At 72.3% G+C, this 12,976-nt stretch carries 9 protein-coding genes; 2 read left to right on the top strand and 7 right to left on the bottom strand.

Annotated elements, in window-relative coordinates:
- Window positions 1-38: 38 nt before the first annotated feature.
- A complete protein-coding gene (locus tag ACZ7DL_RS25825) occupies window positions 39-2,318 on the bottom strand; it encodes a catalase (RefSeq protein ID WP_470777440.1) in 2,280 nt (759 codons plus the stop codon).
- Between the two features lie 419 nt (window positions 2,319-2,737).
- Entirely contained in the window at window positions 2,738-4,201 is a 1,464-nt protein-coding gene (locus tag ACZ7DL_RS25830; protein ID WP_470777442.1) for an aminotransferase class I/II-fold pyridoxal phosphate-dependent enzyme, read from the bottom strand.
- 142 nt (window positions 4,202-4,343) lie between these two features.
- Here ACZ7DL_RS25830 and ACZ7DL_RS25835 point away from each other — a divergent pair, with 142 nt between their 5' ends.
- Window positions 4,344-5,510 carry an amidohydrolase gene (locus ACZ7DL_RS25835; RefSeq protein ID WP_470777444.1) on the top strand — a complete coding sequence of 389 codons (1,167 nt, stop codon included), beginning with the start codon at window positions 4,344-4,346 and terminating at the stop codon, window positions 5,508-5,510.
- 30 nt (window positions 5,511-5,540) lie between these two features.
- Here the strand turns inward: ACZ7DL_RS25835 and ACZ7DL_RS25840 are convergent, their stop codons facing one another.
- A complete protein-coding gene (locus ACZ7DL_RS25840) occupies window positions 5,541-5,885 on the bottom strand; it encodes an ANTAR domain-containing protein (protein ID WP_470777446.1) in 345 nt (114 codons plus the stop codon).
- 133 nt (window positions 5,886-6,018) lie between these two features.
- Here ACZ7DL_RS25840 and ACZ7DL_RS25845 point away from each other — a divergent pair, with 133 nt between their 5' ends.
- Window positions 6,019-6,972: a helix-turn-helix domain-containing protein gene (locus tag ACZ7DL_RS25845; protein WP_470777447.1), complete on the top strand. Its 954-nt coding sequence runs from the start codon at window positions 6,019-6,021 to the stop codon at window positions 6,970-6,972.
- Between the two features lie 47 nt (window positions 6,973-7,019).
- On the opposite strand, the gene ACZ7DL_RS25850 is transcribed toward ACZ7DL_RS25845, so the two are convergent.
- The 4 genes from ACZ7DL_RS25850 to ACZ7DL_RS25865 form a co-directional block, all read right to left on the bottom strand.
- The gene (locus tag ACZ7DL_RS25850) at window positions 7,020-9,560 is read right to left on the bottom strand and encodes a discoidin domain-containing protein (protein ID WP_470777449.1); all 2,541 of its coding nucleotides are present in this window, start codon (window positions 9,558-9,560) and stop codon (window positions 7,020-7,022) included.
- A 141-nt stretch (window positions 9,561-9,701) separates the two neighbouring features.
- Window positions 9,702-9,995 carry a hypothetical protein gene (locus tag ACZ7DL_RS25855; RefSeq protein WP_470777450.1) on the bottom strand — a complete coding sequence of 98 codons (294 nt, stop codon included), beginning with the start codon at window positions 9,993-9,995 and terminating at the stop codon, window positions 9,702-9,704.
- A 205-nt stretch (window positions 9,996-10,200) separates the two neighbouring features.
- Window positions 10,201-11,016, bottom strand: a complete 816-nt coding sequence (locus ACZ7DL_RS25860) for an inositol monophosphatase family protein (RefSeq protein WP_470777451.1) — start codon at window positions 11,014-11,016, stop codon at window positions 10,201-10,203.
- Window positions 11,017-11,099: 83 nt separating this feature from the next.
- Complete coding sequence (locus ACZ7DL_RS25865) at window positions 11,100-12,896, bottom strand: RICIN domain-containing protein (protein ID WP_470777452.1); 1,797 nt, start codon at window positions 12,894-12,896, stop codon at window positions 11,100-11,102.
- Between the last annotated feature and the right edge of the window lie 80 nt (window positions 12,897-12,976).

The raw sequence follows: 12,976 nt of genomic DNA on the forward strand, positions 1-12,976 counted from the left end.
GCAGCGTCCTGCCGTGACGCACCGTCACAGGACGCCGGTCAGGCGGCGGACGGGAAGCGTTCCCAGACCCGGTGGGCGCCGAGGAACTGGCCGAGTTGCCGGAGCACGGTGGTGGCGGTGTCGCCGGCGATCACACCGGGCGCGTCGAGCGGGAGGCCGGCCGCTTCCAGTGCGGTCTCCCCGCCCTTGGCCGCGCCGATGGCCTTGCCGTGCCGGTACGCCTCCGTCAGCAGCAGGCCCACCCGGGGGTCGGGGGTGGCCTCCCGGAGGCTCGGCTGGCCCGCCTTGGCGTCACGGGCGCCGTAGGCGTCGGCGCCCACCCCGGGCGTGCCGGCCACCAGCAGCGCGTCGAACTCCACGGAGCGCGCGGTGGCATAGGTCCGCTGGACGGTCAGGGCGTCGGCGCCGTCGCCGAGGGTGCCGCCGGCCGGGGCGATGATCAGCGGGACCATGCCGCCGTCGAGCACCTCCTGACGTACGGCCCGTACGCCGTCGAGGTCGCCGTCCGGGCCGGTGACGATGCCGATGATCCGGCCGTCGGTGGGCCAGGTGTGGCCGACCTGGGAGAGGGCGGGGCTGGGTGCGACGTCGGCGAGGGGCACGGTCGGCTCGGGTGCGGGCAGGCCGAGGCCGGCGGCGACGCCCGCGCACAGTTCCGCATCGATGTTCGCCAGGACGCGCAACGCCCGTTCCCGGATGGCCTGTTCGTAGCACTTGCCGAGTTCGAAGGTGTAGGCGCCGATGATGTGCTCGCGCTCCACCGGGCTCATGCTGAGCCAGAACCGGCGCGGCTGGCTGAAGTGGTCGTCGAAGGACGCCGGTGCCTCGCGGACCTTCGTCGCCTCCGGCACCCGCACCGGGGCCTCGACGTACGCGGCCGTGTCGGCTCCGGCGGTGAACGGGCAGCCGCCGTCGAGGGAGTTGGGGCGGTAGGGGGCGACGCCCCGGTGCACGGCGGTCTGGTGCATGCCGTCGCGCAGCATGTCGTTGACGGGAGCCTGCGGCCGGTTGATGGGCAGCTGCGGGAAGTTGGGGCCGCCCAGACGGGTGATCTGGGTGTCCAGGTAGGAGAACAGGCGGCCGGCGAGCAGCGGGTCGTCGGTGATGTCGATACCGGGGACGAGGTGGCCGACGTGGAAGGCGACCTGTTCGGTCTCGGCGAAGAAGTTCGACGGGTTGCGGTTGAGGGTGAGCAGCCCGATGGGCTGCACGGGGGCGAGTTCCTCGGGGACGAGGTTGGTCGGGTCCAGCAGGTCGATGCCCTCGAAGGTCTGGTCGGGGGTGTCCGGGAAGGTCTGGATGCCGAACTCCCATTCCGGGTAGGCGCCCGCCTCGATGGCGTCGGCGAGGTCCCGGCGGTGGAAGTCCGGGTCGACGCCGTTGATGATCTGCGCCTCCTCCCACACCAGGGAGTGCACGCCCAGCTTCGGCTTCCAGTGGAACTTCACCAGCGTCGTCTCGCCGGCGGCGTTGACCAGGCGGAAGGTGTGGACGCCGAAGCCCTCCATCGTCCGGTAGGAGCGCGGGATGCCCCGGTCGGACATGTTCCAGAGGGTGTGATGGGTGGCCTCGGTGTGCAGGGTGACGAAGTCCCAGAAGGTGTCGTGGGCGCTCTGTGCCTGCGGGATCTCCCGGTCCGGGTGCGGTTTGCCGGCGTGGATGATGTCCGGGAATTTGACGGCGTCCTGGATGAAGAACACCGGTATGTTGTTGCCGACCAGGTCGAAGACGCCCTCGCTGGTGTAGAACTTCGTCGCGAAGCCGCGGGTGTCGCGGACGGTGTCCGAGGAGCCCCGGGAACCGAGCACGGTGGAGAAGCGGACGAAGACCGGTGTCTCGACGTCCTCGGCGAGGAACGCCGCCTTGGTCACGCCGGCCGCCGTGCCGTAGCTGCGGAAGATCCCGTGCGCCCCGGCGCCGCGGGCGTGGACCACGCGCTCGGGGATGCGCTCGTGGTCGAAGTGCATGACCTTTTCCCGCAGATGGTGGTCCTGGAGGAGCACCGGCCCGCGGGGACCGGCCTTGAGGGAGTGGTCGGTGTCGTACAGACGGGTGCCCTGGGCGTTGGTCAGACGGCTGCCGCTCTGCGCCATCCGCGCCTGGTCGGCACCGGTGGGCTGGCCGGTCGGCGAGACGGTGGCCGGGCCGGTCTGGTCGGGCTTGGACGGAAACGGCTCATGAGGCTCGGTCGGCTCGGCGACCGTCGGCGACTTGGGGCCGGGCTTGCCCGGAATGCCGTCCTCCGGGCCCGCGGGTCCACCCTTCAGGGCGTCCGTCACCTTGTCCGCCGCTCGCTTCAAGGGGTTCGTTTCGCTCATCTACTACCAATTCCTTCGCTGGTCACGGGGCGGGCCCGGCACGGGCGAGGTGGATGTCCGATGCGCGGCGGCCACGCCGGGGCACACGCCGACGCAGGAATATTTCGGGTTGAACCCGGATCAAACGGTACGGCGGCGGCCCCCGTACCGAGGTCCCCGGGCCGGGGCGTCCGAAACCGGGAATCGCGGGGATTTCCGGTCGGGGTGAAGTCGGGCCGTCTCGTATCGAGTTGCCGGGACGGCAGGCCCGCCGGACGCGCTGCTCCGGACCCGGGGACCGCCGGCCGGGCCAAGCGGCTTCTGTCTGAGAGGTGTTCGTCAGCAGGGCCGGCTTCTTGACCCGGTGCAGGCGGACCGCGGCCGCCCGCACTCGCCACCCTAGGCGCTCACACCGGCCCGCGCAGTTCGGGATGGGCCGGTCACGGGCGGGCCAGGACCCGCAGGGTCTCCAGCGAGGAGTCCGCCGCGTCCGAGATGAGGAAGCCGTGGGCGACACCGCTGCGCAGGTAGTCGACGACCTCCGCGGTGATCACCTCGCCCGGCGCCACCACCGGCACGCCCGGCGGATACGGGCTGATCATCTCGGCGGCGATGCGGCCCACGGCCCGCTCTGCGGGCACCTCTTCGGCGGGGCCGAAGAAGGCGTCGCGGGGCAGGACCGCCTGTTCCAGTTCCAGGGCGCGGGGCTCGGGCAGTCGTACGGCGGGCCGCCGCTCGATGCTGTCCGCCCGCTCCACCAGCGAGCGCACGGACTCCAGCAGGAGTTTCTCGGTCTCGTCGTCGTCGGAGTGGGTGATCGAGGCGCTGACCCGGCAGGTGTCCGAGCCGCCCATGTCGATGTGGCAGTTGGCGCGCAGCCACTCGGTCGCCTGCATGCCGCTGATCCCGAGATCCCGAACGTCGACGACGATCTTCAGCGGGTCGAACTCCGCGGCCAGGCCCTCCTCGATGACCTCCCCGCCCATCACCCGCAGCCCCGGCAGCTCCCGCAGCCGGGCCCGGATGCGCTCGGCGCGGTGCAGGGCCGCGTCCAGGAGGCCGTGTCCCTGTTCGAACATCTGCCGCCGCCAGCCGTCGAGCGCCGCGTAGACCAGGCAGGAGGCGCTGGTGGTGCCGAGCAGGTCCTCGCGCTGTTTGAGCACGGTGGGCGAGACGCGGTCGTGCTGGAGGTGGAACACCGAGCTCTGCTCGATGGCGCCGCCCATCTTGTGCACGCTGGTGACGACCAGGTCGGCGTCCGCGTCCATGCCCCAGGCGGGCAGGTCCGGGTGGAAGGGCAGGTGGGCGCCCCAGGCCTCGTCCACGATGAGCGGCACGTCGAAGGCGTGGCAGGCGTCGGCCACTGCGCGGACGTCGGCGCAGGTGCCCCAGTCCGTGGGCGTGATCAGCAGCATGCCCTTGGCGTCCGGATGCTCCCGCAGCCGGTCGCGTACGTCGTCGGGCTCGGGCGGATGGGCCATGTGCCGTTCGGCGTCGAACTTGGGGTGGACCCAGATGGGCTCCACGCCGTTGATGATCACCGCGGCCATGACCGACTTGTGGGCGTTGCGGGACAGCAGCAGCTTCTCCCCCGGGCCGGCGACCGAGCACATGGCGGTCTTCACGGACAGGGAGCTGCCGCAGGTGGAGAAGAACGCGTGCTCCGCGCCGACCGCGTCCGCCATCAGCTCCTGGGCCTGTTCCAGCACGCCCTGGGACTGGCGGCGGTCGTCCAGCCCGTTGAGGGCGAGCACGTCCGAGCGGAAGACGTCCAGCCCGAGGATCTCGGCCACCCGGGGGTCGGTGCCGCGGCCCTGTTTGTGCCCGGGCGGCCCGTACACCACGTCTCCTCGTCGCCGGAACTCCTGAAGAGCTTCCAGGACGGGTACGCGCGAGTGATCCATGGCTGTCCTCCAGAACTGGTCGGTACCGCACCCACCGTGTTGCACCGGCCGGGCACCCCAAACGCACCGGGCCGGTGTCGGGGGGCCGTTCGGGTGGAACCCGGCCGGGCACGGAACACGCCCGTCGCACGCAGGAGGTCTCGTGTCGCTGTACCACCGGGTCCGGGAGGAGGTCGCGCGGCGCGCCGACGCGCTATGGGCCGTGGCATCGGCGCTGCACGCGGCCCCGGAGACCGCGTTCGCCGAGCACCGGGCGGCGGCGCTGCTCACGGGTGAACTCGAGGGCGCGGGTTTCGAGGTGGAGCGGGAGGCCGCGGGACTGCCGACCGCGTTCACGGCGCGCTCGGGCCGGGGGCGGCCGGTGGTGGCGTTCCTGCTGGAGTACGACGCGCTGCCCGGCCTCGGGCACGCCTGCGGGCACAACCTGATCGCGGCGGCCGGTCTCGGGGCGGCCCTGGTCCTGGACGCCGTGCGGGACGGCGCGCGGGGCACGGTCCTCGCGGTGGGCACGCCGGCCGAGGAGGGCGGCGGAGGCAAGGCCTTGGAGGTGGAGGCCGGGGTCTTCGACGGGGTGGACGCCGCGCTGATGTTCCACCCCGGGGTCTACGACTGGGTGCGGGCGCCGCTGACCGCTCAGGAGCAGTACCGGGTCGGCTTCCGGGGCCGGGCCGCGCATCCGACGGGCAACCCGACCGAGGGCATCGACGCGCTCGCCGCGCTGATCGAACTGTTCAACGTCCTGTCGGCGCTCGGCCGGCGGCTGCCGGAGGGGTCCCATGTGCAGGGGATCATCACCGAGGGCGGCACGGCCACGAACATCGTCCCGGAGTACGCCGAGGGCCGCTTCGGACTGCGCGCGCTCACGACCGCCGCCCTGGACGAGCTGGCGGCACAGCTGCGCACCGCCGCCGAGGGGGTCGCGCGGGCGACCGGTACGACCGTGACGGTGGACCGCGCGAGCGTGCGCTACGAGCACTTCCGCGACAGCGCGGCCCTGTCCGAGCGGTTCGCCGCGCATCTGGAGCGGGCCGGGATCACCCTCACCCCGCCCGCGCCCGGGGTCTACCTGGGCTCGTCCGACATCGGCAACGTCAGCGGCCGGGTGCCCTCGATCCACCCCTTCGTCGCGATCATGGACGCCGGCGGCTCCGACCACACGCCGGAGTTCGCCGAGGCCGCGGCCTCGGACCGCGCCCGCCGGGTGCTCCTTGCGGTGGTGGAGGCGCTGGCGTGCACGGCGGCGGACGTACTGCGCGAAGAGGACCTGCGCGGCCGGGCGTGGGAGGACCTGCGCCGGGCCGGGGGCTGACCGGGTGCGGGCCGTCCGCGCCGCGGCCGCTCAGCCGGGCCGGCCGCATCGCACCTTCCGCTCGTCCCGCCGGCCGTCGGTGCCCGCGCGCGTGTCCTCGACGGCGACGGGCAACGCCCGGCGGATCACCTCGGGCAGCCGGCCCCGGGCCGGCCACTCCACCAGGCAGCGCGCCACCTCCCGCAGCTTGATGTTCGTGTGCTGGGAGATGTGCTTCAGGACGGCCCACCCCTGCTCCGGGCGCAACCCGCCCACGGTGATCACCACGCCGATCGCCTGGTCGACCAGGGCGTGCGAGATCAGGGCCTGACGCAGCTGGTCGACCTCCTCCTGGAGCTTGTTCACCTGGTCCGCCTGCTCGTCGTGTCCGATCATGCGATCACCCTGCGCAGACCGGCGGCACAGCGCCAGCCAGCCGGCGAACAACCTCGCGTCCCGCTGTACGAAAAACGAAAACTCGCTGGTGAGCGTAGGCATGGAAGGGCCACTCCGGGGCATCGGGGGGACCATGGAATCGCTCACCTTCGACAGCGACGACCTGGACGTGACGGAGGATTTCCTCAGCCGCGCCTACGCCAGGATGCGCATCGCGAGCGGCACTCCGGGCTCGAACCGGGCCCGGATCCGCCGCGCCGGCATTCCCTCGGTGAGCGTCGACGAACTGACGCTGGACTTCGAGATGTCCTACTCGGTGACACCGCTGGGCCGTCTGTGTCTGTGCGTCGTGCACGAGGGGACCGTGCGGGACCACGGCTTCCCGGGCGTCGAGGATTCCTTCGGCCCGGGTGACGTGGTGCTGTTCGCCCCGCCGGACCTGCCGTACACGGGGCGGATCTGCAACGCCCGGTACAACATCACCATGCTGGACCCGGCCCTGCTCGACCAGGTGGCCGCGGGCCCGGACGGCTCGCGGCCGGTGCGGCTGACCGGCCACCGGCCGCGCTCGGCGGCGGCGGCACGCCAGCTGGTGCGCACCATCACCCATCTGCGCGACGGGGTGCTCGCCGATCCCGAGATCGCGGACGAGCCGCTGGTCGCCGCCACGGCCGCCCAGCATCTGGCGGCGAGCGTGCTGGCCGCGTTCCCGAACACGGCACGGGACGAGCCCGCCGGCGCCGGTCCGCATGACGCGCACCCGGCGATGCTGCGCCGGGCACTCGCCTACATCGACGACCACGCGGACCAGCCCGTCACGGTCGCCGACATCGCCGCCGCGGCCCATGTGACGGTCCGCGCGCTCCAGTACGCCTTCCGCCGCCACCTGGACACCACGCCGCTCGCCCAGTTGCGCCGGGTACGGCTCGCGCACGCCCATCACGACCTGATGGCCGCCGATCCCGGCAGCGGGGTCACGGTCACGCAGATCGCGGCCCGCTGGGGCTTTCACCACCCGGGCCGCTTCGCCTCCCAGTACCGCGGCACCTACCGGCGGGCCCCGCACGAGACGCTGTCCGGTGACTGACAGGCGTCCCGTGCGGAGCGGCGTCCGGTGTCCGGACGCGGGGCGGGCTACGGGAAGGACGTCACCTTGGACGGGACCGTGTCGGTTCCCGAGGTGGGTGCGCCGGTGTTGTTGACGACGTGCGCGTACTGGCCCTTGCCGCCCAGGGAGATCACCAGCAGGTCGTGCATCTTGATCCCCGGCTTGACGGGCACCTGGAAGCCGTGGGCCTGCACGATCGTCGGATCGGCCGTGTAGTTGCAGTAGCTGCCCAGGCCCCATGCCTCATGGGTGGTGACGGTGTCGGCGACCTTGTAGGCCGCGTAGCCGACGATGCCGTCGTGGGTGACGGCGCCGGAGTTCGGGGCGTCGTACGCCTTCTCGTTCTGGAAGAAGATCGTGCGGCCGCGTTCCCCGCTCCAGTAGACGTCGTACTTGTTGAAGTGCTCGACGAACAGCCCGGTGGCGAGCACGTCGTTGCCGTGGACCCGCAGACCGTAGTCGGCGCGGTTGGTGTCCCAGCCGACGCCGCTGCCGTGGTCGGCACGCCACAGCCAGGTGTGGTCGATGACGACGTTGTTGCTGTTGACCACCACGGAGTTGGTGGCGAGGCCGGGGCCGGCGCCGCCGATGCGGACGAACACGTCCTGCATGGTGGTGGGGTTGGCGGAGTGGTCCGCGGTGGAACCGGGCATGCCGATGCGCAGCAGCGTGTCGGAGTCGACCGGGCCCGCGTCGATGAGGAATCCGGCGAGCTTCACGCCGTCGACGTCGGCGACGTGCATCGCGTCGATGCCGTTGTCCGGGATGAGGGTGGCGAGGCCCAGACCGAGGACGACGGTGCCCGCGCGGGTGACGTCGATGGTCTGGTCGAGGTGGTAGACGCCGGGGGTGAACAGGAGGTTGAGGCCCTGGGCGAGGGCCGCGTTGATGGTGGCCGCGGTCGCGCCGGGCTTGACGACGTAGAACTGGTCGAGCGGCAGGGACGTGCCCGCGTTCGCCGGCCAGGAGACCCCTCGGGCGTTCGTGCGCTTGGCCGGGACGAACACCTTGTAGGTGGAGCCGTCCAGGTAGAGGAAGGGCTTCTCGCGGGAGACGGGGGTGGTGTCCAGGGTGGTGTAGGGGCCGCTGTCGAAGTTGGTGGCCGGGGCGCCCTGGACGCCGGTGAAGGTCATGTTCCACACGCCGTTGGTCCAGCCGCCGACGGAGCTGTCCCGGGTGTACCACTGCTGCTGGGAGTAGGGGCCGACGGTCCCGTCGATCTTCGAGTCGGCGATGTAGCCGCCGGAGGCCCAACCGTAGCCGTCGGGCGCCAGGTTGAGGCCGCCCTTGACGTGGATGCGGCGGAACGGGGCGGCCTGTGCCACGGCCCAGCGGTCGGTGCCGTTGGACGGCGTGATGGCGAGGTTCTCGGCCGAGCGCCAGAAGTTCTGGGTGGCGTTGCCGTTGAACCAGCCCGCGTCGACGGTGACGTCACCGTTGATCTGGGTGTCGTCGGGGTTCAGGCCGAGGCCGGAGATCGAGGTGTAGAAGCCGATCTGGGCGTTGATGCCGTTGTAGGTGCCCGGCTTGAGTAGGAACTGGTAGCGGCCGGTGCCGAACTGGTTCGACTCCTGCTTGGCGAAGACGTCGTCGAACTTCTGCTGGAGGCCCGGGGTGGAGGGGTCGACGACGATGACGTTCGGGCCGAGGTCGCCGCCGCCCTGGACGGGCGGGACGCCGGTGCCGCCGGTGTGTACGGCGACCTCCCACAGGGAGTAGCCGTAGCCGGTGCCCCGGGCGGTGCCGTAGATGCGCACGTACCGGCCGGAGCCGCTGACGTCGTACGAGGCCGTGCCGCCGGTCGCCGCGGTGACGCTCTTCAGGGTGCTCCAGTTCTGGCCGTCGGAGGAGGCCTGGATCTGGAAGTCCTTGCCGTAGGCGGCCTCCCAGTTCAGGTCGATCCTGCACAGGTCCTGGACGGAGCCGAGGTCCACCCGGAGCCACTGCGGGTCGGCCGCCTGGCTGGACCAGCGGGTCGCGGTGTTGCCGTCGAAGGCGGCGGAGGCGGGCGTTCCGGCGTTCTCGGTGGAGGACGCGGTGGCGGACCTGCCCCGGGCGGCGTTGGCGGTGCCGCAGCCGGCCTGACCGCCGTCCACGCTGCCGAACACCTTCAACTCCCAGACGGAGTAGCCCCACTGGGTGGCGCGGTGCACGCCGAGCATGCGCACGTAGCGGCCCTTTCCGGAGACGTCGAGCGTGTCGACGCCACCGTCGGAGCCGGTGACGGACTTCAGGTCGGTCCACGTGTTCCCGTCCGTGGATATCTGGACCTTGTAGTCCTTGCCGTAGGCGGCCTCCCAGTCGAGGACCACCTGGGTGACCGAGGCGGTGGCGCCCAGGTCGACCCGGAACCACTGGTCGTCGGTGGCGGCCGAGGACCAGCGGGTCCTGGTGTCGCCGTCGACGGCCAGGGCGGCGGCGGTGCCGCTGTTCTCCTCGGACGACGCGGTGGCCGTCTTCCCCTGGGACAAGGGGGTTTCGGCCGCGGTGGCCGAGGGATGGGTGGCGGGCAGGGCGATCAGCGCTGCCGTGGCGGCCAGCGCGACACCCAGGGATCTCAGTCTCATCGGGCGGCTCCAGAAAGGGGGTGGGGCCGACGTGCGAACCCCACGGCTTAGTTCATGTTTTGATTTAAGTGATGAACCAAGCACGCCACAAGTCTTCGGACGCCACGGACTTGTGTCGCCCTGCCGCACCGGCGGCTGCGCTCAGAGCCGCAGACCGTGCCCCCGCCCCAGGACGAGATACGGATCGAGGCGCCGTTTGACGGCCGCGAGGGCCTGCCAGCCGGGGCCGTGGTGAGCACGCCGGTCGGCAGCGGAGAGGGGAAGGGCGTTGACGGGGCAGGCGACGGCGCCGGCGGCCCGGGCCAGGCCGTAGGCCGCGCGGTGCAGCCACTCCCCCGCCGCCCGGAGGATCTGCTCGCCGGTGCCGACGCCCGCGCCCGGGTAGTCGGTGAGGACCCGAGGCGTCCGGCCGTACGGCAGGGTGGCGGCCAGCACGTCCCGTCACAACGCGCCCGCCTGAACGGTGATCTGACAGCTCGTCACCGCATCGAGCGCGCCCGAAGTCCTGGGCGGCTTCCCCGCAGGGTCTCCGGGCGCATGTCCAGGGCCTGGTCGAAGCGGGCGGCGAGGTCGTCGGCCAGGGTCATGCGGGCATCACACCAGACGCCGGCGCGTTCCGTCGAGACGGCCTCCGTCCGGTTCAACCCGCCTGGCGTGCCTGGTTCTTGACCAGGTCCAGCAGGGCGGCGTGCGTCTCGGTGTCGGCCGCCGCGATCAGTCCGCCCGCGCCGGTGTGGACGGGCTCGCCGTACAGGCCGGTCACCGTGCAGCCCGCCGCCCGGCACAGCGCGATGCCCGCGGCGAAGTGCACGCTGTCGGCCAGGTGGCCGTCGGTGACATAGGCGGCCCGGCGTCCGGCGGCGACCCAGGCGACCGCGAGGGTGCTGGAGATCACCCGGGGCCGGAACCGCTCGGTGAAGCCCGGGGCGGCGAGCAGGCGGTCCGCCCGGAAGCCGGGGGCGTTCGGGAACGGCGGGTCGAGGTTGACGTCCACCAGCGCGGACTCGGCCGTGGGCGTCAGGTCCTCCGCACCGCCGTCCCGGCGGACCCGGGCCCGCTCGCCGTCGGTCCAGAACACCTCGCCGCTGAACGGGTCGGCCGTCGCCGCGGCGGTGACCCGGGAGCCCACCCGCAGGGCGACGTTCACGCCGACGAGCATGGTGTGCACGGCGTAGTTGAGGGTGCCGCACAGCGGGTCGACCAGCCAGCGGCGGTGGGCGCCGGCGGCGCCGGTGCGCCCGCTCTCCTCTGCCGTCACCGCATCCTCGGGCCGGGCGGCGCGCAGGACGTCCAGGATGGCCCGCTCGGCGGCGAGGTCAGCGGTCGTCGCGAAGTCACCGGCGGACTTCGCATGGCGCTCCAGCCGCCGTCCGTACAGGTCACGCACCACCGCCGCACCCGCCTGGGCCGCCGTCACGGCCAGCTCGGCGTCGGACTCCCCGTTGATCATCGACATGGGCGCAGGATAGACGCACGTCGGCGCAACGGCGCGGGAGTCGGCCCGGGACCCGCGCCGGTGCGGGCCCTGGGCCCGTGCGGTCAGGAGCCGGTCGGGACGAAGGACAGGGTCTGTTCGGCCGCGGTGCGCCCGCCGCCCACGGAGCTGCCGCCGGTGTCCGTCCAGGTGCGCGGCGGAGTGGTCTCGGCGAACCGGCCGGCGGTCGCGGAGAGGCCGAGCACGAGGCCGCTCCAGCGGTTGACCAGGCGGTAGGTGCCGTCGCCGGAGGAACTGGGCAGCACGAACCACTGCTGTCCGACGGCCGGTCCGCCGGCCCGGCCCGCGGTGACCGTCGGCCGCGCGCCCCAGGCGCGGCCGGACGTCTTCGCGGAGTCGACGCCCAGCAGCCGGCCGGTCGCCGCGTTGGCGACGGTGAACGCGCCGTCGCCCGTCGGTGCGAAGGACCACGCCTCGCGGCCGGAACCGGTGGGCCGTGCCACCGAGGTCACGGCGGAGCCGCCGGACACCTGGGCCAGGATCCGGCCCGTGCCGCCCGCGATGCGGTAGCGGCGGCCGGTGTCCATGGGCGGGGCGGCCGGCGCGGACGAGTCGATGGTGACGTCGACGTACTCGCCGGAAGCGCCGCCGGAGCAGCCGAAGGAGCAGTAGGCGCGGAAGGTCTTGCCGACGACGGCGGAGCTGGTGCGGTTGGCGCGGTCCAGGAACCAGCGGTACCAGGAGGCGGTGGTGTAGCCGCCGGTGTCCCCGATGAGCTGCCACTTCTGGGTGGCCAGGTCGTCGGTGGCGTACAGGTACTGCGGTGCGTCGCCGCTCTGGTCGACGGCCTGCGGTGTGCCGATGTAGCGGCCGAGGTGAGCGTCGTAGGCGATGTTCATCACGAACAGCGGCGAGGTCGGGGGCATGGTGCCGGCCGAGATCTGCTCGGCGGCGGTGCCGGTGTTGGCCGGGTCGTACTCGGCCGCGGCGGGGGTGTAGCCGGTGGGGTGGTCGGCGTCGACGGGGACGACGTTGCTCTCCTTGCCGCCGGTGCCGGGCTCGGACCAGGTGCCGTCGTACCACTTGCGCCAGGATCCGGGGGCCATCTTCGCAGCGATCGGGGCCCGGGCCACATGCTCGTGGAACGCTTTCCAGCCGCCGTTCTTGTCGACGATCCGCGAGCCGTAATAGACGTAGAAGTAGCCGGAGGCGGTGTCGGCGAACAGGCGCTGGTCGCCGTCGCCGTAGGAGTAGGTCTGGTTCGGGAAGGCCGCCGTGTCGCCGCGCTTCGTGCTGTACGGCGAGGTGATCACGTGGTCCCTGATCGTCCAGGTGCGGCCCTGGTCGGTGGAGACGGCGTAGTCGATGGCGTCGTAGTGGAGCCCGTCGCCGAAGGGCCGCGGGGTGAACTCGTTGTGCACCAGGCCGTACCAGTCACCGGTGTCGGGATCGACCCACACGCCGGACAGGTCGCAGTAGTTCTTCTGCGCGTAGCCCGAGCCGCTCGGCGCGTACGTCGCCTCCCGGCCGGTGGGGCTGTTGTTGCACCGCCAGGTGGTGTCGTCGTTGCGGTCGGCGGGGTTGGCGGGGTCGGCCGCCTCGCTCAGGGTCCTGTCGTAGGCGGCGGTGTCGAAGTCCTTGCCGGTGTAGAAGTCCCAGACGCGCGGGTCGTCGGCGCCGTAGAGCGCGGCGGACTGCTGGTAGTGGAACGTGCCGTCCTTGTCGACGTACGGGGTGGCGGGGGTGTCCGTGGGGTGGGTGAACGGCACCGGGGTCCCCACGGTCACGGTGTAGCCGGCAGCGCCGGGGGACGCGGCCGGCGCGGGGGACGCGGCGGTGCCGCCCAGGACCAGGGCGACGGCCGCGGCCACGGCGCCGCCTGTTCTGCTCAACAGTCGCACGGGTGCTCCTTGTTGCCGAAGGGCCGGTTGCACGGAACGATCCGGCCCCGGCGCCGCCCCGGCAATGGACTCCCGTGCTC

The organism is Streptomyces sp. NPDC036984 (assembly GCF_055607665.1).